This is a genomic window from Streptomyces kanasensis, assembly GCF_043077165.1.
Taxonomy (GTDB): domain Bacteria; phylum Actinomycetota; class Actinomycetes; order Streptomycetales; family Streptomycetaceae; genus Streptomyces; species Streptomyces changanensis.
The window spans coordinates 131,533-149,460 of the sequence record NZ_JBIBSF010000002.1; the positions used below are offsets into that span (position 1 = coordinate 131,533).

21 protein-coding genes, 1 tRNA gene and 1 riboswitch are annotated in these 17,928 nt (G+C 75.3%); of the genes, 14 read left to right on the forward strand and 8 right to left on the reverse strand.

All coding sequences use genetic code 11. From position 1 onward, the window contains the following. Positions 1 to 64 precede the first annotated feature (64 nt). Complete coding sequence (locus ACF053_RS05955) at positions 65 to 445, forward strand: hypothetical protein (protein WP_391952737.1); 381 nt, start codon at positions 65 to 67, stop codon at positions 443 to 445. A gap of 83 nt (positions 446 to 528) precedes the next feature. Further along, positions 529 to 1,131 carry an RdgB/HAM1 family non-canonical purine NTP pyrophosphatase gene (rdgB, locus tag ACF053_RS05960; protein WP_391952738.1) on the forward strand — a complete coding sequence of 201 codons (603 nt, stop codon included), beginning with the start codon at positions 529 to 531 and terminating at the stop codon, positions 1,129 to 1,131. Between the two features lie 45 nt (positions 1,132 to 1,176). Here the strand turns inward: rdgB and ACF053_RS05965 are convergent. The 4 genes from ACF053_RS05965 to bcp all read right to left on the reverse strand — a co-directional run bounded on the left by ACF053_RS05965 (position 1,177) and on the right by bcp (position 3,229). Further along, positions 1,177 to 1,259 (reverse strand) — tRNA-Leu (locus ACF053_RS05965). A 35-nt stretch (positions 1,260 to 1,294) separates the two neighbouring features. After that, positions 1,295 to 1,948, reverse strand: coding sequence for an HNH endonuclease signature motif containing protein (locus tag ACF053_RS05970; protein WP_391952739.1), 654 nt, complete (start codon positions 1,946 to 1,948; stop codon positions 1,295 to 1,297). Continuing rightward, positions 1,945 to 2,598, reverse strand: a complete 654-nt coding sequence (locus ACF053_RS05975) for an HNH endonuclease signature motif containing protein (RefSeq protein WP_391952740.1) — start codon at positions 2,596 to 2,598, stop codon at positions 1,945 to 1,947. Before ACF053_RS05975 ends, ACF053_RS05970 begins: the two co-directional genes overlap by 4 nt. A gap of 163 nt (positions 2,599 to 2,761) precedes the next feature. Then, positions 2,762 to 3,229: a thioredoxin-dependent thiol peroxidase gene (bcp, locus tag ACF053_RS05980; RefSeq protein ID WP_058943935.1), complete on the reverse strand. Its 468-nt coding sequence runs from the start codon at positions 3,227 to 3,229 to the stop codon at positions 2,762 to 2,764. Positions 3,230 to 3,362: 133 nt separating this feature from the next. Here bcp and ACF053_RS05985 point away from each other — a divergent pair, with 133 nt between their 5' ends. From ACF053_RS05985 to ACF053_RS05995, 3 genes are all read left to right on the forward strand, one after another. Beyond that, positions 3,363 to 3,686 (forward strand): DUF3618 domain-containing protein, encoded by a 324-nt coding sequence (locus tag ACF053_RS05985; protein WP_391952741.1) that lies wholly within the window; start codon positions 3,363 to 3,365, stop codon positions 3,684 to 3,686. A gap of 157 nt (positions 3,687 to 3,843) precedes the next feature. Further along, on the forward strand, positions 3,844 to 4,182 hold the full coding sequence (locus ACF053_RS05990; protein WP_391952742.1) for a GroES family chaperonin: 339 nt from the start codon (positions 3,844 to 3,846) through the stop codon (positions 4,180 to 4,182). Between the two features lie 35 nt (positions 4,183 to 4,217). Next, a riboswitch (guanidine-III (ykkC-III) riboswitch) is annotated at positions 4,218 to 4,281 on the forward strand. Positions 4,282 to 4,316: 35 nt separating this feature from the next. Continuing rightward, a complete protein-coding gene (locus ACF053_RS05995) occupies positions 4,317 to 4,637 on the forward strand; it encodes a DMT family transporter (protein ID WP_391952743.1) in 321 nt (106 codons plus the stop codon). Here the strand turns inward: ACF053_RS05995 and ACF053_RS06000 are convergent. Next, the gene (locus ACF053_RS06000) at positions 4,631 to 7,168 is read right to left on the reverse strand and encodes a transglycosylase domain-containing protein (RefSeq protein WP_391952744.1); all 2,538 of its coding nucleotides are present in this window, start codon (positions 7,166 to 7,168) and stop codon (positions 4,631 to 4,633) included. The two genes, ACF053_RS05995 and ACF053_RS06000, sit on opposite strands and share 7 nt — an antisense overlap. A gap of 296 nt (positions 7,169 to 7,464) precedes the next feature. Here ACF053_RS06000 and ACF053_RS06005 point away from each other — a divergent pair, with 296 nt between their 5' ends. From ACF053_RS06005 to ACF053_RS06020, 4 genes are all read left to right on the forward strand, one after another. Further along, positions 7,465 to 8,265: an ABC transporter permease gene (locus ACF053_RS06005; protein WP_391952745.1), complete on the forward strand. Its 801-nt coding sequence runs from the start codon at positions 7,465 to 7,467 to the stop codon at positions 8,263 to 8,265. 64 nt (positions 8,266 to 8,329) lie between these two features. Continuing rightward, the gene (locus ACF053_RS06010) at positions 8,330 to 9,097 is read left to right on the forward strand and encodes an ABC transporter permease (protein WP_391953190.1); all 768 of its coding nucleotides are present in this window, start codon (positions 8,330 to 8,332) and stop codon (positions 9,095 to 9,097) included. Between the two features lie 3 nt (positions 9,098 to 9,100). Then, positions 9,101 to 10,075 (forward strand): ABC transporter ATP-binding protein, encoded by a 975-nt coding sequence (locus tag ACF053_RS06015; RefSeq protein ID WP_391952746.1) that lies wholly within the window; start codon positions 9,101 to 9,103, stop codon positions 10,073 to 10,075. Between the two features lie 145 nt (positions 10,076 to 10,220). After that, positions 10,221 to 11,543, forward strand: a complete 1,323-nt coding sequence (locus ACF053_RS06020) for a DUF445 domain-containing protein (protein ID WP_391952747.1) — start codon at positions 10,221 to 10,223, stop codon at positions 11,541 to 11,543. Between the two features lie 88 nt (positions 11,544 to 11,631). Here ACF053_RS06020 and ACF053_RS06025 read toward each other — a convergent pair whose 3' ends face one another. After that, entirely contained in the window at positions 11,632 to 11,934 is a 303-nt protein-coding gene (locus ACF053_RS06025; protein WP_391952748.1) for a hypothetical protein, read from the reverse strand. Between the two features lie 130 nt (positions 11,935 to 12,064). Between ACF053_RS06025 and ACF053_RS06030 the strand changes: the two genes are divergently transcribed. Further along, positions 12,065 to 12,712: a hypothetical protein gene (locus ACF053_RS06030; protein WP_391952749.1), complete on the forward strand. Its 648-nt coding sequence runs from the start codon at positions 12,065 to 12,067 to the stop codon at positions 12,710 to 12,712. Further along, positions 12,709 to 13,491 carry an aminotransferase class IV gene (locus ACF053_RS06035; protein WP_391952750.1) on the forward strand — a complete coding sequence of 261 codons (783 nt, stop codon included), beginning with the start codon at positions 12,709 to 12,711 and terminating at the stop codon, positions 13,489 to 13,491. Before ACF053_RS06030 ends, ACF053_RS06035 begins: the two co-directional genes overlap by 4 nt. Positions 13,492 to 13,582: 91 nt before the next feature. On the opposite strand, the gene ACF053_RS06040 is transcribed toward ACF053_RS06035, so the two are convergent. Next, a complete protein-coding gene (locus ACF053_RS06040) occupies positions 13,583 to 14,104 on the reverse strand; it encodes an excalibur calcium-binding domain-containing protein (RefSeq protein WP_391952751.1) in 522 nt (173 codons plus the stop codon). A 265-nt stretch (positions 14,105 to 14,369) separates the two neighbouring features. Further along, positions 14,370 to 15,386, reverse strand: coding sequence for an SEC-C metal-binding domain-containing protein (locus ACF053_RS06045; RefSeq protein WP_391952752.1), 1,017 nt, complete (start codon positions 15,384 to 15,386; stop codon positions 14,370 to 14,372). Between the two features lie 204 nt (positions 15,387 to 15,590). Between ACF053_RS06045 and ACF053_RS06050 the strand changes: the two genes are divergently transcribed. The 3 genes from ACF053_RS06050 (at position 15,591) to ACF053_RS06060 (ending at position 17,726) form a co-directional block, all read left to right on the forward strand. After that, positions 15,591 to 15,863 (forward strand): DUF6412 domain-containing protein, encoded by a 273-nt coding sequence (locus ACF053_RS06050; protein ID WP_391953191.1) that lies wholly within the window; start codon positions 15,591 to 15,593, stop codon positions 15,861 to 15,863. Positions 15,864 to 16,065: 202 nt separating this feature from the next. Further along, positions 16,066 to 16,764 (forward strand): YidC/Oxa1 family membrane protein insertase, encoded by a 699-nt coding sequence (locus ACF053_RS06055; RefSeq protein WP_391952753.1) that lies wholly within the window; start codon positions 16,066 to 16,068, stop codon positions 16,762 to 16,764. Between the two features lie 104 nt (positions 16,765 to 16,868). Next, positions 16,869 to 17,726 carry a fumarylacetoacetate hydrolase family protein gene (locus ACF053_RS06060; protein ID WP_391952754.1) on the forward strand — a complete coding sequence of 286 codons (858 nt, stop codon included), beginning with the start codon at positions 16,869 to 16,871 and terminating at the stop codon, positions 17,724 to 17,726. The last annotated feature ends 202 nt before the right edge of the window (positions 17,727 to 17,928 follow it).

The window sequence follows — 17,928 nt, forward strand, 5'->3', positions numbered from 1 at the left end:
TCCCACCGAACACGGGCGCACGGACACACCCGTGCGCCCGCACCAGCCAGGGGAGGACCCACCCATGCGCCGACACCGCACCACCACCCTCATCGCCGGCACCGCCCTCACCGCCGCCCTCACCCTCACCGGCTGCGGCACCCTCGACACCGCACTCGGCTGCGTCCAGGCCGCCGACGCCATCGCCACCAGCGTCGACCGCCTCAGCCAGGCCGCCTCCGACGCCGGCGACCCCACCCGGATCGAGGAGTCCCTCACCGCCATCGACCAGGAGCTCGCCACCCTCAAGGAGAAGACCGGCGACGCCGACCTCTCCAAGGCCGTCGACGACCTCGCCGGCGGCGTCGAGCAGGTCCGCACCGCCGTCAAGAACGGCGACACCACCCCCGACCTCAAGCCCGTCACCGACGCCGCCGCCGAGGTCGGCAAGGTCTGCACCCCGTGACCCCTGACCCCGTGACCCCTGACCCCGTGACCCCGTGACGCCCTGACCCCGCGACCACCCGGCCCCTGGCGATACTGGACCCCATGACCCGCCTGATCCTCGCCACCCGCAACGCCGGGAAGATCACCGAACTCCGCGCCATCCTCGCCGACGCCGGACTCCCCCACGAACTCGTCGGCGCCGACGCCCACCCCGAGGTCCCCGACGTCCGGGAGACCGGCGTCACCTTCGCGGAGAACGCCCTCCTCAAGGCCCACGCCCTCGCCCGCGCCACCGGCCACCCCGCCATCGCCGACGACTCCGGCCTCTGCGTCGACGTGCTCGGCGGCGCCCCCGGCATCTTCTCCGCCCGCTGGGCCGGCCGCCACGGCGACGACAAGGCCAACCTCGACCTCCTCCTCGCCCAGCTCGCCGACATCGACGCCCCCCACCGCGGCGCCCACTTCGCCTGCGCGGCCGCCCTCGCCCTCCCCGACGGCACCGAACGCGTCGTCGAAGGACGCCTCGACGGCACCCTCCGGTACGCCCCCGAGGGCAGCGGCGGCTTCGGCTACGACCCGATCCTCCAGCCCGACGGCGACACCCGCACCTGCGCGGAACTCACCGCGGCCGAGAAGAACGCCATCAGCCACCGCGGCAAGGCCTTCCGCGCCCTCCTCCCGTCCCTCCGGGAACTGTTGGGCTGAGCGCGCGAGGAGGGGCCGCCCGACCGGGCGGCCCCTCCTCGGTTGTGCGGCCGGTGGGAGTCGAACCCACATGGGCTCACGCCCAGAGGCACCTAAAACCTCCGCTTATACCATTCAGCAACGGCCGCGTGCCCGCCCATGCTACCGGGGGAGCGGGCGCCGTCTACCGGGTACGCCCCTTTCCCCCTCGGCACCAGGTGCTGGTGCTCGCATGGCAGTTCGGGCACAGCAGCCGCAGGTTCTCCCGCCGGTCGTCGCTCCGGTCCCCGTTGACGTGGTCGACCTCCAGCGTCATCGGCCTGCCCAACCACTGGGGGCCTACCCCGCACCCGGCGCACTCCTCGGGCACGCCGACGTCGCGGAGCGCGCGGCGCAGCAGATGCGTCCTGGTCCGGCGGTCGCCGCGGTGCCGGACCAGGATCTCCTCGGGGCGCAGGGCGGGGGTCGTACCCGGTCGGCCGCGTCCGTGGGCCTGTCCGAGGAGGTGATCGGTGGAGAGGCCGTCCTCGGCGAGCCACCGCCGGAGCGCCGCCCGCTGGGCGCTGCCGTCGGGCCGGTCGAGACGGCGCAGTACCTCCGCGACGGAGACCGCGTCGGCGACCGCCGCGCGCACCTCGTCCGGTGTCGGCCGGGGCCGCCCGCCGCCGGCGCCGAAGTGCGAGACGTCGATCCCGAAGTGGGCGAACCGCCGCGTGAGGTACCTGCGCAGCTTGCCGTAGGGGCGGGTGCCGAGGAACGCGATGACCTCGTCGAGGTCGGAGCAGTGCGCGGCCGCCAGCACCAGCCGCTCGCGGGTGTACCGTACGCCGCCGCTCACGGCGTGACGTCCCGGGCGCGTCCCTTGCCGCGGCCGCGGTAACGGTCGGTCGTGGAGTGGCAGTTGGGGCAGAGGAAGCGGAGGTTCCCGATGCGGTTGTCACGCCAGTCGCCGTCGACGTGGTCGACTTCCAGCGGCAGCCGGTTGCCCCGCCAGACCGGCCCCGTCCCGCACAGGGCGCACCGCTCCGGCACGCCGAGCGCCGTCAACGCCCACCGCAGTCGCTCGCCGGGGACGCGCCTGGCCGTACCGGGCGGCTGCTCGACGAGGACCCCTTCCGGCGTCAGGGCGCGCCGGGGCCGACCGCGTCCCGTCGGCGTGCGGAAGTGGGAGGTGTCGATGCCGTACGCCGCGATGCGGCGGCCGATGTGCGCGTGGTGCCCACCGACGGCGTCCAGCTTGAGGTGGCGCAGCACCTCGTAGCGGTTGGTCGATGCCGAGACGGCTGCCTGGAGGACCTCCCTGGTCCACGTGACCCCGTCCCGTTCGAAGTGCGACGTGTCCACCCCGAGCCGCCTCATCCGCTCACGGAGGTAGCGCCGTGTCGGGCTCCCCGGATCCACCCCCAGCCGCACCAGCGCCTCCGACAGCGAGCGCGCGCCCCGAGCGGCCTCCTCCAGGCGCTCCTTCGTGTACGGGCTGACCGACATCGCGTCCTCCCCTCCCGGTTCCCCGTCCGGCCGTGCGTTCGTGGCCTCGTACGGGTCAACGAAACGCTTGTCCGGTGGTCACGTCCGGCGGGCGGAACGGCCCGGGCCGCCGGTGGGGCGGGGCGGGCCGTTCGGGTGGGGTGCGAGGGGGCCGCGCCGGGGGTCAGATGCCGAGGTCCTTGATGATCTTCGCGACGTGGCCGGTGGCCTTCACGTTGTACAGGGCGCGCTCGACCTTGCCGTCGGCGTCGACGATCACGGTGGAGCGGATGACGCCCGTCACCGTCTTGCCGTAGAGCTTCTTCTCGCCGAAGGCGCCGTACGCCTCCAGGACCTTCTTCTCCGGGTCGCCGACGAGCGTGACCCGCAGGTCCTCCTTCTCCCGGAACTTCGCCAGCTTCTCCGGCTTGTCCGGCGAGACGCCGATCACGTCGTACCCGGCGTCGGCCAGGACGTCGAGGTTGTCGGTGAAGTCGCACGCCTGCTTGGTGCAGCCGGGGGTGAGGGCCGCCGGGTAGAAGTAGACGATGACCTTGCGGCCCTTGTGGTCCGCGAGCGAGACCTCCTTGCCGTCCGCGTCGGGCAGGGTGAAGGCGGGGGCGGTGTCGCCGGGCTGCAGTCGCTCGCTCATGGTCGTGGCTCCTCACGGGGGTGTGGTGGTACCGGACCGAGCCTAATGGGGGTCTGTGACAGCCTGCGGGCCGCGGAGCTGACAAACTGTGCGGGACGACCGGAGATCCACGACCACCTACGGAGGCAGCTCGGTGTCGGACGCCAGGACCCCCGCGCAGATCGAGGCGGACATCGTCCGCCGGCGCGAGCAGCTCGCCGTCACGCTCGACGAGATCGGCGTACGGATGCACCCGAAGACGATCATGGGCGACGCGAAGGCGAAAGTGGCGTCCACGGTCGACGAGACGGCCGGCCGGGCCTACGTCGCCGTGAACCGGGTGGTGGCCGACGTCAAGGCGGGACTGGTGACCGAGGACGGCGGTCCGCGCCTGGAACGGGTGATCCCGGTGGCGCTGCTCGCCGTCGGTGTCATCGGCCTGATCGCGCTGTCGGGCCGCGGCAAGCGCCGGAAGTAGTCCGCCGGCCGGCCCCGCCCCGCCGGCCCGCCGCACCCCGCCGCCCCGTCGGCCCGCGGCGTTCCGGCGGGGTGCGGGGCGTCGCTCGCGGTCGGTGTCCCGGCCGGGTGGGGCCCCTCCGGCGCCGGTGCGCGGCGCGGCCGGGTAAGTTCGTGGCGTGAGCGAGAACACCCACGACAAGTTGCCCATCCGGATGCTGCACGACCGGGTGCTGGTCCGGTCCGACGTTCCCGAGGGCGAGCGGCGCTCGGGAGGCGGCATCCTCATCCCCGCGACCGCGGCGGTGGGCCGCCGGCTGGCCTGGGCCGAGGTGGTCGCGGTCGGTCAGAACGTCCGGACCGTCGAGGTGGGCGACCGCGTCCTGTACGACCCCGAGGACCGTGCCGAGGTCGAGGTGCGGGGCGTGGCGTACGTGCTGATGCGGGAGCGGGACCTGCACGCGGTGGCCGCCGACCGCTTCGAGGGGTCGGAGGACTCCACGGGGCTCTACCTCTGAGGGTTCCGGCTCCCGCCGCCCGTCCCGCCGGGGCCGGTTACCCTGGGGGGAACCCGACGAGACGCGCCGTACCGGGTCCGAAGGCAAAGACGACGCACCGCCTGTAGCTCTCGTCTCGAAGGGTGCGTGTCGTCATGGCCTGGGTCCTGCTCGTCGTCGCCGGTCTGCTGGAGGTCGGCTGGTCGGTGGGGATGAAGTACACCGACGGGTTCACGCGTCTGTGGCCGAGCGTCCTGACGTGTCTGGGGATCGTCGCCAGCATGGTGCTGCTGGCGCGGGCGGCCCGGACGCTGCCGATCGGCACGGCGTACGGGGTGTGGGTCGGGATCGGCGCGGCCGGTGCGGCGGTGCTGGGGATGGTCGTCTTCGACGAGCCCGCGACCGCCGCCCGGATCTTCTTCGTCTGTCTGCTGCTGGTGGCCGTGGTGGGGCTGAAGGCCACGTCGGGTCACTGACGGCCGGTCGCGGGCCCCGTCCGGGCGGTGCCGCCCGCGGCGGCCGCGCCCGGGCCCGGTGCCGGGGGGTGGACGGGGGCGGGGGGTTGCCGTTCCGGTCCGTTCCCCGGGGCCGGCGCCCGTCCGCGGCGCTGTGCGCCGCCGGACGCCTGCGCCCGGGTCGATGCCTGGGCGTGTCCCTGCGCCTGTCCCGGGTCCTGTCCCTGTCCCGGGTCCTGTGCCTGCCCTTGGTTCTCGGACTGGTCCTGTGCCGGGTCCTGGGTCTGGTTCCGTGCCTGGGTCTGGGTCCGGCCGGGGGGTTGTTCCGGCCGTGCGGCGGGGGCGCGGCCGGGGCCGTGGTCGCCCTCGGCGTACCGTTCGCCGTCCGGCGCCCACACCTCCTCCTCGTGCGGCCCCTGCCAGGGGGCTTCCGAGCCGGGCGGCCGGTCGGTGTCCCAGGGTGCGTCGAACGGGAAGTCGGCGCCTTCGGCGACCTCCAGGTCGAAGTCGCGGACCGGTGTGCCCTCCAGGGCGGTCCCCGTGTAGTGGGCCCAGATCTCCGCGGGCGGGCCGCCGCCGTTGACGCGGTCGAGGCCGAGCGCCCCGTACAGCGGCCGCTGGGCTCCCGTGTCGGGATCCTGGCCCATGAGGGCGACGACGGTGGCGAGGTCGGGCGTGTAGCCGGCGAACCAGGCGGCCTTGTCGTCCTCGGCGGTGCCGGTCTTGCCGGCGGCGGGGCGCCCCGCGGCGCGGGCGGCGGTGCCGGTGCCGCCCTCGACGACGCCGCGCAGCACGGCCGTGGTGGTGTCGGCGGCCTCGCGGCTGACGGCCTGGCGGACGGTGGCGCCGGCGGCGGGCAGGGGCAGGGGCTGGTCGCCGGCGGGGTCGATCCGTTCGACCTTGTCGACGAGGGTGTACAGGCCGCGCCGGCCGTGGTTGGCGAGCGTCGCGTACGCCTCCGCCATGTCGAGGACGCTGGCGGTGGCGGGGCCCAGGGCGATCGACGGGGAGGCGTTGAGGTCGGGGGTGTCGGCGGGCAGGCCGAGGGCGATGGCGGTGCGCTTGACCTTCTTCGGTCCGACGTCGACGGCGAGCTGCGCGTACACGGCGTTGACGGACCGGTCGGTGGCGGTGCGCAGGGGGATGCCGCCGTAGTTGACGTCGTCCTCGTTGGCGGGGGCGTAGAGGGCGCCGGTCCAGCCTTCGACGGGGCGTTTGTTGCTGCCGTCGTAGACGGTGTTCGGGGTGATGGGTTCGCCGGTCTGGGTGGTGGCGCCGTGGGCCACGGCGGAGGCCAGGACGAACGGTTTGAAGGTGGAGCCGACCTGGTAGTCGCGGCGGGTGGCGTTGTTGACGTACTGCCGCGTGTAGTCGACGCCGCCGTAGAGGGCGACGACGCGGCCGGTGGCGGGTTCGATGGAGGCGCCGCCGACCCGTACGTACCGGTCGGCGGGGTTGGCGGCCGGGTCGAGCCGGTCGGTCACCTGTTCGCGTACGGCGTCGGCGAAGGCGTCCATGCGGCCCTTCTCCAGGGTCGTGGTGATGCGGTAGCCGCCGGCGGCGATGGCGTGTTCGCTGAGGATGCCGTTGCGGGCGAGGAAGGCGTCGACCGCCTGGACGGCGTAGCCGCGCTGGCCGGCCAGGCCGGCGGTGGGACGGGCGGGGAGGACCGCGGGGAAGACGAGGCCCTTGCGTTCGGCCGCGGTGAGCCAGCGTTCCTGGACCATGGCGTCGAGGACGTAGTTCCAGCGGGCGAGGGCGCGGGGGCGGTTGGTGGGGCGGGCTCCGACGTCGTAGGCGCTGGGGGCGTTGAGGAGGGAGGCGAGGTAGGCGCCTTCGGAGGTGCTGAGGTCCTGGACGTCCTTGCCGTAGTAGGCGCGGGCGGCGGCCTGGGCGCCGTAGGCGTTGCGTCCGTAGTAGCTGGTGTTGAGGTAGCCCTCGAGGATCTGGTCCTTGGTCTGGCTGCGGTCGAGTTTGATGGCGATGAAGAACTCCTTCACCTTGCGGGTGAGGGTGCGCTCCTGGCCGAGGTAGTAGTTCTTCACGTACTGCTGGGTGATGGTCGATCCGCCCTGCGTGCCCTTGCCGGTGACGGTGTTCCAGGCGGCGCGGACGAGGGCCTCGGGGTCGACGCCGGGCTCGGTGTGGAAGTCGCGGTCCTCGGCGGCGAGGACGGCCTGGCGCAGGGGGCGGGGGACGCGGGCGAGGGGGACGCTCTCGCGGTTCACGCGGCCGCCCTGGGCGAGGGGGGTGCCGTCGGCGTAGAGGTAGACGTTGGCCTGGGCGGTCGCGGCGGCGTTGGCGGGCGGGACGTCGACCAGGTGGTAGCCGGCGAGGAGGCCGCCGGTGGCGAGGAGGACGAGGAGGAGGAACCCGCCGAGGACGGTCCGCCGGGTGGGGATGATCCTGCGCCAGCCGGTGCGCCGGGTGCGCCGGCGGATGCGGAGGCGGGCGCGGCGGGGCGGTCGGGCGGGTGTGCCGCCGGGGGTGTGGACGGTGGGGTCACGGGGTTCCCAGCCTCCGGTGATGGGCTGCGGCGGGTCGTCGCTCATGGGTCTCCGGCACGGTCACGATCGCGGTCACTGTCCGACTGTCCGACATGTGGCGGTTTGTCGCCTGTCTCATAGTGCACCGGCCCGGCGCCCTTCCCGTGGATCTGGCGACCGGACCCGGCCGGACCGGCCGGGCCCGCCCCTCCCGACCGGCCGCTCCGGGCGGGCCGGCCGTCGCCCGCGGCGCGGCCTCCGGCCGGAAAAAAACGGTCGCGGCCCCCGCGGGCGACTGGCTACGCTCACCCGCTTCGGCCGAGCGTCGGCCGCGCGGGACGGGAGAGGGCGGAGGCGGCGTCATGCGGCTGTACCTGGCCGTGCTGAGCGGCGGTTTCCGGCGCCACGCCACCTACCGGCTGGCCACCGCCGCCGGGGTCTTCACCAACACCGTCTTCGGTTTCGTCCTGGCGTTCACCTACACGGCCCTGTGGGAGGAGCGCCCCCGGCTCGGCGGCTACGACCTGCCCGAGGCCCTCGCGTACGTCTGGCTCGGACAGGCGCTGCTCGCCGCGTGCTCCCTCATGGGCGGCGGCTTCGAGGGCGAGTTGATCGAGCGGATCAGGACGGGCGACATCGCCGTGGACCTCCACCGTCCCACCGACCTCCAGGCGTGGTGGCTCGCCGCCGACCTGGGGCGCGCCGCGTTCCAGCTGCTGGGGCGGGGGGTGGTGCCGATGGCGGTGGGCGCGAGCGCGTTCGACGTGGCCCTGCCCGAACACCCGCTCACCTGGCCCGCGTTCCTGGTGTCGGTGGCGCTCGGGGTCGTGGTGAGCTTCGCGGTCTGGTTCCTGGTGGCGCTGTCGGTGTTCTGGCTGATGGACGGTGCCGGGGTGGTGCAGGTGGCGTGGTTGTCGGGGCTGTTCTTCTCGGGGATGCTGCTGCCGCTGACGGTCTTCCCCGGCGGGTTGGGGGAGGTCGCGCGGATGCTGCCCTGGGCGTCGATGCTGCAGGTCCCCGCCGACGTGTTCCTGGAGAAGCGGACCGGCTGGGGGCTGCTGGAGGCGTACGCCTTCCAGGCGGGCTGGGCGCTGGTGCTGCTGGGGGCGGGCCGGCTGCTCCAGGAGGTCGCGACGCGCCGGGTGGTGGTGCAGGGTGGCTGACGGTCCCGGTGGGCCGGTGGGCCGTGCCGCGTGGGGCGTGCGGGCGTACGGGCTGATCGCCGTGATGTGGATCCGCTCGACGATGACGTACCGCTTCTCCTTCGCGATGACGCTGCTGTCCAACGCGGTGGCGAACTTCTTCGACTTCGTCGTGATCTGGATGATGTTCACGCACGTGCGGGGACTCGGCGGGTTCTCCTTCGCCGAGGTGGCGTTCCTCTACGGGACGACCGGCACCGCCTTCGGCCTGGCGGACCTGGCGATCGGTCAGGTGGGGAAGGTCGGCCGGCGCGTACGGGACGGCACCCTCGACACGCTCCTGGTGCGGCCGGTGCCGGTGCTGGCCCAGGTGGCGGCGGACCGGTTCGCGCTGCGGCGGCTGGGCCGCGTCACCCAGGGGCTGCTGGTGCTGGTGTGGTCGCTGGTGGTGCTGGACGGGGTGGAGTGGACGCCGCTGAAGGTGGCCATGGTGCCGCTGATGACCCTGACGGGCGCCCTGATCTTCGGCTCGCTGATGACGGCCGGGGCCGCGTTCCAGTTCTGGGCGCAGGACGGCGCCGAGGTCGCCAACTCCTTCACGTACGGCGGGAACACCCTCCTGCAGTACCCGCCGTCCGTCTTCGCCGGCGACCTGGTGCGCGGCGTCGTCTACGTCGTGCCGCTGGCGTTCGTGAACTGGGTGCCGGCCCTGTACGTGCTGGGGCGCGACGCCCCGGCGGGCCTGCCGTCGTGGGCGGCCTTCGCCCCGCCGCTCGTCGCCGCCGCGTGCGTGGCGGCGTCGGGCCTGGCCTGGCGGGCCGGTCTGCGTTCGTACCGATCGACGGGGAGCTGAGGCGTGAGCACCACGGAAGCGGACTTCATCGAGCTGGACGGAGTCGAGAAGGTCTTCGACGTCCGGCGCAGGGCGGGCCTGCTGCGTCGGGAGAGGCGCCAGGTGAGGGCGGTGGACGGCATCGGCTTCCGCGTGGCGCGCGGCGAGATGGTCGGGTACATCGGCCCCAACGGCGCCGGCAAGTCCACCACCGTGAAGATGCTCACCGGCATCCTCACGCCGAGCGCCGGCCGGCTGCGCGTCGCCGGCATCGACCCGTCGCGGGAGCGGACGCGCCTGGCCCGCCGGATCGGCGTCGTCTTCGGCCAGCGGACCAGCCTGTGGTGGGACCTGCCGCTGCGCGACTCGTACCGGCTGGTGCACCGTCTGTACCGGGTCCCCGACGCCCGGTTCCGCGAGAACCTCGACCGCTGCGTCGAACTGCTCGACCTGGGCGACCTGCTGGAGGTGCCCGTCCGGCAGCTCTCGCTCGGCCAGCGGATGCGCGGCGACATCGCGGCGGCGCTGCTGCACGACCCGGACGTCCTCTACCTCGACGAGCCGACGATCGGCCTGGACGTCGTGTCGAAGGCGAAGGTCCGCGCGTTCCTGCGGGACCTCAACGCCGACCGCGGCACGACGGTCCTGCTCACCACGCACGACCTCGGCGACATCGAGCAGCTGTGCCGGCGGGTGATGGTCATCGACCACGGGCGGCTCGTCCACGACGGCACCGTGGAGGAGCTGTACGCGGCCGGGGCGGGCGAGCGCACCCTCGTCGTCGACCTGGAGCGGGAGCTGCCGCCCCTGGAGGTCGCCGGTGCGCGGGTCGTCCGGGTCCGGGGGCCGCGGCAGTGGCTGGCCTTCCCCGCGTCGGCGTCGGCCGCGCCGCTCGTCGCCGCGGTCGCCGCCGCCTGTCCGCTGGTCGACCTGTCGGTGCGGGAGCCGGACATCGAGGCGGTCATCGCGAAGATGTACGCCGAACGCCGCACGCCTTAGGGGTGTCCCGGTGCGTAGCGGGAAAGCGTGCCGCGAGAAGGTGAAATGGATCCCGAACGGTCGGGAAGACGGCCGGTCCTGGAACCAGCGGCCCGCCCCGGGAGTAGGTCCTGGAGGACAGGAGACGGCGACGAGGGCGGAGCGCATGACCGGAACCGGCACGAGCACACCGACGGCGGGGGCCGCGCGGACGGCGGGCACCGCGGGCTTCGCGTACACGGCGGAGGACGAGGAGCGGCGCCGCGGCGTGCGCCGGATGAAGACGGCGGCGACGGCCCTGCTGCTCCTCGTGGCGGTGGTCTACGCCCTGGCGACCTGGGCGGAGGCGTCCGGTGTGACGGGCTGGCCGGGGTACGTCGCGGCGGCCGCCGAGGCGGGCATGGTGGGCGCGCTCGCGGACTGGTTCGCGGTCACGGCGCTGTTCCGCCGCCCGATGGGCCTGCCGATCCCCCACACGGCGATCATCCCGACGAAGAAGGACCAGCTGGGCGAGTCCCTCGGCACGTTCGTCGGGGAGAACTTCCTCTCCGCCGACGTGGTGCGCGTCCGGCTGCGGGCGCTGGACGTCGCCGCCCGCCTCGGCACGTGGATGGCGGAGCCCGCGCACGTGGACCGGGTGACGGCCGAGCTGGCCACGGCACTGCGCGGCGCGCTGACCGTCCTGCGGGACGCCGACGTGCAGGCCGTCGTGGGGGAGGCGATCACCCGGCGGGCGGAGGCCGTCGAGATCGCGCCCGGCATCGGCAAGACCCTGGACCGCGTCGTCGCCGACGGGGCGCACCACCGCGCGGTCGACCTGGTCTGCGCCCGCGCCCACGACTGGCTGGTCACCCACGGCGACTCGGTGATGGACGCCGTGCAGGGCGGGGCGCCCGGCTGGACCCCGCGCTTCGTCGACCGGAAGGTCGGCGAGCGGGTCTACAAGGAGCTCCTGCGGTTCGTCACCGAGGTGCGCGACATGCCCGGCCACCCGGCGCGCGGCGCGGTCGACCGCTTCCTCGCCGACTTCGCCGGCGACCTCCAGGCGGACACCGACACGCGGGCGCGCGTCGAGCGGCTGAAGTCGGAGCTGCTGGCCCGCCCCGAGGTGCAGGACGTCATCGCCTCCGCGTGGGCGTCGATCCGCGCCATGATCATGTCGGCGGCGGAGGACGAGAACAGCGAGCTGCGGCTGCGCGCCCGCGCGTCGCTGCTCTCCCTCGGCGTCCGGCTGAAGACGGACACCCGGCTCCAGGGGAAGGTCGAGGGCTGGCTGGAGGACGCCGCCGCGTACGTGGTGACGACGTACCGCGCCGAGATCACCTCGCTCATCACCGACACGGTGGCGAGCTGGGACGCGGACCAGACCTCGCGGAAGATCGAGGCCCACATCGGCCGGGACCTCCAGTTCATCCGCATCAACGGCACGGTCGTGGGGGCGCTGGCCGGGCTCGTCATCCACACCGTCTCCCACTCCCTGGGCGGGTGACCGGCCCCTGCCGGTCGGCCACCCGCCCAGGTACTACGGGGAGGTGCCCATGAGTACGCACCCGGCCCGCGCCGTGTTCAACGGCCGCTCACCTTTCGCGGCGCGTCACCGCCCACGAGGCCAGCGCCATGCCGCCGGCCACGGAGAACACCGCCGGCCACGCCCCGACCTTCTTCGCCAGCGGGTGCGACGCGGCGAACGCGGCGACGTACGCGGCGCCCAGCGCGGCCGCCGCCGGAGTGCCGCTGCGCCGCCGCCACTCGCGCCCGGCCACCGCCCCGGCAGCGGCCAGCGCCACGCCCCCGAGCGGCCGCCTGCCCGTCCACCGGGCGACCCCGTAACCCCCGACGAGCCCACCCGCGGCAACCGCCGCCACCGGAACCCTGGCCATCGCGAACCCTCCTGACTGATCGACTACGCCCCCGAGGCTAACCCGCCTCCCCTCCCCACCCCTTCACTGCCGGAACGTGACGGTTCGGATGCGGTGCGTAAGGGGGGGTGCGAGTGGGGAGTGTTGGCCCATGCCCATGCCCGGACCCACCGCACCCCGCCCCGCGCCCGCCCCCACCGCCGTGCCGGAGCCCGCGGCTCCCGGGGCCCACGCCGCCGTACCGGCCCCCGCCGTCGTACCGGCCCCCGCCGCCGGTCGGGCTGCGGTCCGCACCGACCCCGCCCCCTGTGCTGCCTGCGCCGCCTCTGCTGCCTGCGCCGCCTGTGTTGCCTGCGCCGCCTGTGCCGCCGATCCGCTCGTCGTCGCCCAGGACGGTCTCGCGACCGTCCACCAGCTCCAGGCCATCGGCTGCGCCGCGTACGTGGTCACCGAACGCTGCCGGCCCGGCGGTCCCTGGCGGCGGTTGCTGCCCCGCGTCGTCCTCCTGCGCGGCACCGCCCCCACCCCCAGGCAGTTGCTGCGCGCGGCCCTCCTCTACGCCGGCCCCGACGCGCTCCTCACCGGCGCCGCCGCCCTCGCCCTGTACGGCGCGCGGTCCCCCGCAGCGCCGCCGGACGTACCGCAGACGGTCGACGTGCTGGTCTCCTCCGCCGCGCACCCCCGCAGCCACGCGTACGTACGCGTCCACCCCACCCGCCGGCCCGAACGGCGCGTCCCCGTCGGGGGCCTGCCGTGCGCTCCCCTCCCACGGGCCCGTGAGGACACACTGGCCCTGTGACGGAACTCGACGGAACCCCGGCCGGCGCCGACCAGCTCAGGGCACTCGCCCTGACCAACTACGGCCACTTCTCGACCCTGCGCGTCGAGGACGGGCGCGTCCGCGGTCTCGCCCTGCACCTGGAGCGCCTCGCCCGCGACTGCCGGGCGGTCTTCGGGACGGACCTCGACACCGACCGGGTGCGCGACCTCGTCCGCCGCGCGGTGCCCGCGCCGCCGGGCGGCCCCCTCGTCGTACGCGTCACGGTCTACGACCCGGAGCTCGACCTCGGCCGGCCCGCCGCCCCGGCCACCCCGCGCGTCCTGGTCACCACCCGCCCGGCCGGCCCGCCCGGGCCGCCCCCGCTGCGGCTGCGGACCCTGACGCACGTGCGCGACCGGCCGGCCGTCAAGCACGTCGCCCTCTTCGGCGTCCTCCACGCCCGCCGCGCGGCCCAGCTCCAGGGGGCCGACGACGCGCTCTTCACCGACCGGGACGGCCGCGTGACCGAGGGCCCCACGTGGAACGTCGGCTTCGTCGACGCGGCGGACCGGGTGGTCTGGCCCGAGGGCGAGGCCCTGCCCGGCGTCACGATGGCGCTGCTGCGCGGCCTCCACGCGCACACCACGGCGCCGGTCACGCCGGCGGAGGCCCTCGGGATGCGGGCGGCCTTCGTCTCCAACGCGGCGGTCGGCGTCCGTGAGGTCGCCTCCGTCGACGGCACCCCCCTCGCCACCGGCCACCCCGTGGTGGCCGCCCTCCGGTCCGCCTACCGCGACCTGCCGGGGGACCCCCTCTGAACCGCCCCGGCCGAGCCGCGCACGGCCGCCGCGCGCGAGCCGAGCCGCCCCGGCCGAGCCGCGCACGGCCGTCCGCGGGCGGCGCGGTCCCTCAGCCCTCGCAGCCGACGCCGTCGCCGTCGCGGTCGAGGTGCCGGCCGTAACCGGGGTCGCCCCGGCGGACGGGGGCCGCGCCGGCCGCGCGGGCCTCCGAGCAGTTGCCGTAGTACGCGGCGCTCCCGCCGCCGGACGCCGACCCGTCGCCGCCCGTGTCGTCGGCGCCCGCCTCCTCGGCGGCCGCCCGCCGGGTGACGGTCGCCGTCGCCGTGACCGTCGCGGTGGCCGTGGCCGTGGCAGCCGCGGTGACCGTCGCCGCCGGTGCGGGGGCGGCGGGCGTCGCGGTGACCGTGGTGGTGGCCGTGGACGTCACGGTGGCGGCCGGTGCGGGGCCGGCGGTGGGCTTCGCGGCGTCCGGGCCGTCCAGGGCGGCGCCGCAGCCGGAGCCGATGAGCAGCAGGAGCAACCCCCCGCCCCACACCCGCTTCATCCGGTGCAGCGGCCTCGGCTGCGCGGGGGCGACGGACGGGTCATGCAACGGCCGGGGCTGCTGGGCAGGCTGGTACGGGTTGCTCATGGCGCACGTCTCCCTCGCACACGGGACCGCGGGGCGTGTGGGGGGTCCGGCGGGCCGGCCGGCGGTCGTTCACCGTGAAACTAGTGCACGGGAGAGGCACGGCGGGCGGAAACGGCGGAACCCGTTCCGCCCGGCCCCCGTCCCGCCGTCCGCCCTCGCCCGGGACCCGCCCGGCCCCGTCCCGCCCGGCCTCCGCCGGCCTCCGCCCTCGTCCGGGACCCGCCCCGCCCGGCTTCCGCCCGGCCGCCGTCCCGTCCGCGCCGCGCTACGGCAGTTCCTTGCCGTGGCAGTCTGCGTACGGGCCGCCCGAGCCGCACCAGCACGGGGCCGTGCGCTGCGGGGGCCACGGCACCGCGCGGCCCCGGGCGGCCAGGGTCGTGGCGTACTGGGGGAGGAGGTCGGCGTCGGCCGGCGACGCGCCCTCGGACGCGGCGAACGCCTCGTACGACGGGACCGTGCCCCGGACGACGCCGAGGTTCGGCGTGCCCGCGGCGGCCAGCTCGCGCAGCGACGCCTCCAGGTCGGTGAGGTGCGCGTCGTACGTCGGGTACTCCGCCTCCAGTTCCGGGTAGGCGGTGAGCAGTTCGGTCAGCTCCTCGCGCGGCCACAGCAGCACCGCGACCGGGAACGGCCGCGACAGCGCCGTGCGGTACGAGCCGAGCTCGCTGCGCAGCCGGGTGATCTCCGCCTGGAGCTCGGCCGGGTCCGACGAGCCGAGCGCCCACGTGCGCTTCGGGTCGTGCAGCTCGTCCAGCGGGACGGTGCCCGTGTGCAGCCGGTCCGCCAGGACGTCCCAGTCGTCGTGCTCGCGCGCCAGCAGGCGGCGCACCCGGTGGCGGGAGACCAGCAGCGACACGGCCGCGTACGGCACCTCCTGCTCGTGGGGGAGCGGCACCAGGGCCTTCACCGCCGTCGAGAACGTCTCCTCCGACGCCTCCAGTTCGTCGTGGGCCTCCAGCGCCTCCCCGACGATCTCCCAGGCGGACGGGGACTCGGGCGCCGTGGCCCGCAGGCCCGCGATGATCGCCCGGGCCTCCGCCTCGTGCCCGTACTCCCACAGGTTCGCCGCCTTCAGCGCCCGCACCAGGTGCGGGTCCTCCGGGGCCGGGGGAGTGGACAGCAGCGTGTCGTAGAGCGTCGTCGCCCGGGCGCGGTCGCCGGCCAGCTCCAGGTGCGCGGCGGCCCTCAGGAGGAGCGGCTCGCGGTCCCCGGGGTACTGCTCCGCGGTGCGCAGCAGGCGCTCGGCTTCGTTCGTGTGGTCAGCAGGCGTGTCGAGGCGCATGGTCACCACCGTACTGCCGTACGGCGCGGCTCCGGCGGGGTTGTGCGCGGACCGGGCGGCGACGCCGTCGCGGGGGGTGCGCGGGGTGGGGTTCCGGGACGGTTCCGTGACACGTGCGGCCTGCCGCCGGCCCGGTGAACTCCTGTACGGTGACGGGCAGAAGAGCCGGATCAGGCGAGAGGAGGCAGCGTGTACGGAACGCTCATGCGCCTGCTCCTGCCCCTCCTCCTCGCAGCCGTCCTCCTGGCCGACGGCCCGTCGCTCCCGGCCGTCGCCCTCGTGGCGGCCGCGCTCGTCGCGTGTGCCGTCGTCGCCGCCCGCAGCGTGCCGGCCGTGCCGCCCACCCGGGTGCGCACCGCCCTGCGGGAGCGGGACCGGCGCACGGCCTTCCTCCCGCAGCGCGACCCCGACGCCTCCGGGCGTCGGCGGCCCCGGGCGCCCGGCCACCGCCGTCCGGCGGCGGTCGCGCACGCGTAACCGGGGACGCGCTCCACCTCTCCCCGTACGTCGTACGTCCTCCCGTCCCGCCGCGCCGCGTGCCGGTCCTCCCGGCACGACGACCGGGCCCGCCGCGCCGCCCGGGTGTGCGAAGCACCCGGGCCCCCGGCCGCCCCGGCACCACTCCGGCCTGCCCGTCGGTACGACGAAACGACGGATGACGACGACCCAGGGGTCCCCTTTGTCTGCTTTCACGGAATTTTTCGCGTGGTTCTCCGGGCTGGTCACGGCCCCCGCCGCGATCGTCCTGCTCACCCTCCTCGTCCGCACGGCCCTGCTGCCGATGGCGCTCGCCTCGGCGCGCGGGCAGCGGGCCCGCGCCCGGCTCGCGCCGCAGGTCGCGGCGGTGCGCAAGCGGTACGCGAGGGACCCGGAGCGGTTGCGGCGGGCCGTGCTGGAGCTGCACGCCCGGGAGAAGGTGTCCCCGCTCGCCGGGTGCCTGCCCGGCCTCCTCCAGCTGCCCGTGTTCTTCCTGCTCTACCACCTCTTCTCCGGCCCCGGCCGGGTCGGCGGCCCCTTCCTCGGGGCGCCGCTGGACGGCCGGTGGGTCGACGCCCTCGCGCAGGGCGGCGCGTTCGGGAGGGCCGGGCTGGTCTACCTGGCGCTCTTCGCGCTCGTCGCGGCCGTCGCCACCTGGACGTACCGGACGACCAGGGCGCAGCTCGCCGCCGCCGGAGGTGACGCCGGGGCCGACGCCGGGCTGCCCGGCGCGGCGGCGGTGGCCCGGGTGGCGCCGCTGCTGTCCTTCGGGACGCTCGTGACCGTCGCCGTCGTCCCGCTGGCGGCGGCGCTGTACGTCGTGACCAGTACGACGTGGAGCGCCGCCGAGCGGGCGGTCCTCCACCGGCCGGAGCGCGGGCGCGACCGGTCCAGTACGTGAACACGGGCTTGCGGAGTGGTCCGGTCTCTTGGAGGATCAGCCAAACCTGACGATGGCCGCACCCCATCGGCCGGGGATCACCCTCGACCACCGGGAGACTGACCATGAAGCTGCTGCGTGTCGGACCGGCGGGTGCCGAGCGGCCCGCCCTGCTCGACCCGGACGGCACCCTGCGCGACCTGTCCGCGCTCGTCGCGGACGTGGACGGGGCCCTGCTCTCGGACGCGGGCGCGCTGGACCGGGTGCGGGCCGCGGCGGGCGCGGGCGTGCTGCCCGCCCTGGACGCGACCGGGCTGCGGGTGGGGCCGCCGGTCGCCCGGATCGGCAAGGTCGTGTGCATCGGGCTGAACTACTTCGACCACGCCCGGGAGACCGGCGCCGAGCCGCCCGCCGAGCCGGTCGTCTTCCTCAAGGCCGCCGACACCGTCGTCGGCCCGTACGACACCGTCCTCGTCCCGCGCGGGAGCCGCAAGACGGACTGGGAGGTAGAGCTCGCCGTGGTCATCGGCCGCACCGCCCGCTACCTGGAGTCGGCCAAGGACGCGCTGTCCCACGTCGCCGGGTACGCGGTCGGCCACGACGTCTCGGAGCGGGAGTTCCAGATCGAACGCGGCGGCACGTGGGACAAGGGCAAGAACTGCGAGACGTTCAACCCGCTCGGCCCCTGGCTGGTCACCGCCGACGAGGTGCCCGACCCGCAGGCCCTGCGGCTGCGGCTGTGGGTCAACGGCGTGCTGCGGCAGGACGGCAGCACCGCCGACCAGATCTTCCCCGTCGGGGAGGTCGTGCGCTACGTCAGCCACTTCATGACGCTCCGCCCGGGCGACGTCGTCACCACCGGAACGCCCGCGGGCGTCGCCATGGGGCAGCCCGAGCCGAAGCCGTACCTGCGGGCCGGGGACGTGGTGGAGCTGGAGATCGACGGGCTCGGACGGCAGCGGCAGGAGCTGAAGGACGCCTGACGCGCGCAGGCCGGCCCGTCGGCCCGCCCGCCACCACCGCGCGCCGGGGGGCCGGGGCCGTACCGGGACGTGCCGGCGGGCCGCGCCGCGTGCGTTCCGGGAGGTGACCCGGCGTCGTGCCGGGAGGTGACGGTGGGTCGCGCGGCGGGTGCCGGCCGGGGCGGGCCGCCCCCGGGGGGAGGGCGGCCCGCCGGTCCGGTGG

Excerpts from the sequence above, each read along its gene's own strand:
- ACF053_RS05955 (WP_391952737.1), top strand. The coding sequence starts at position 65 with ATGCGCCGACACCGCACCACCACCCTCATCGCCGGCACCGCCCTCACC.
- rdgB (WP_391952738.1), top strand. The coding sequence starts at position 529 with ATGACCCGCCTGATCCTCGCCACCCGCAACGCCGGGAAGATCACCGAA.
- ACF053_RS05975 (WP_391952740.1), bottom strand. The coding sequence starts at position 2,598 with ATGTCGGTCAGCCCGTACACGAAGGAGCGCCTGGAGGAGGCCGCTCGG.
- bcp (WP_058943935.1), bottom strand. The coding sequence starts at position 3,229 with ATGAGCGAGCGACTGCAGCCCGGCGACACCGCCCCCGCCTTCACCCTG.
- ACF053_RS05995 (WP_391952743.1), top strand. The coding sequence starts at position 4,317 with ATGGCCTGGGTCCTGCTCGTCGTCGCCGGTCTGCTGGAGGTCGGCTGG.
- ACF053_RS06000 (WP_391952744.1), bottom strand. The coding sequence starts at position 7,168 with ATGAGCGACGACCCGCCGCAGCCCATCACCGGAGGCTGGGAACCCCGT.
- ACF053_RS06005 (WP_391952745.1), top strand. The coding sequence starts at position 7,465 with ATGCGGCTGTACCTGGCCGTGCTGAGCGGCGGTTTCCGGCGCCACGCC.
- ACF053_RS06010 (WP_391953190.1), top strand. The coding sequence starts at position 8,330 with ATGTGGATCCGCTCGACGATGACGTACCGCTTCTCCTTCGCGATGACG.
- ACF053_RS06020 (WP_391952747.1), top strand. The coding sequence starts at position 10,221 with ATGACCGGAACCGGCACGAGCACACCGACGGCGGGGGCCGCGCGGACG.
- ACF053_RS06025 (WP_391952748.1), bottom strand. The coding sequence starts at position 11,934 with ATGGCCAGGGTTCCGGTGGCGGCGGTTGCCGCGGGTGGGCTCGTCGGG.
- ACF053_RS06030 (WP_391952749.1), top strand. The coding sequence starts at position 12,065 with ATGCCCATGCCCGGACCCACCGCACCCCGCCCCGCGCCCGCCCCCACC.
- ACF053_RS06040 (WP_391952751.1), bottom strand. The coding sequence starts at position 14,104 with ATGAGCAACCCGTACCAGCCTGCCCAGCAGCCCCGGCCGTTGCATGAC.
- ACF053_RS06045 (WP_391952752.1), bottom strand. The coding sequence starts at position 15,386 with ATGCGCCTCGACACGCCTGCTGACCACACGAACGAAGCCGAGCGCCTG.
- ACF053_RS06050 (WP_391953191.1), top strand. The coding sequence starts at position 15,591 with ATGCGCCTGCTCCTGCCCCTCCTCCTCGCAGCCGTCCTCCTGGCCGAC.
- ACF053_RS06060 (WP_391952754.1), top strand. The coding sequence starts at position 16,869 with ATGAAGCTGCTGCGTGTCGGACCGGCGGGTGCCGAGCGGCCCGCCCTG.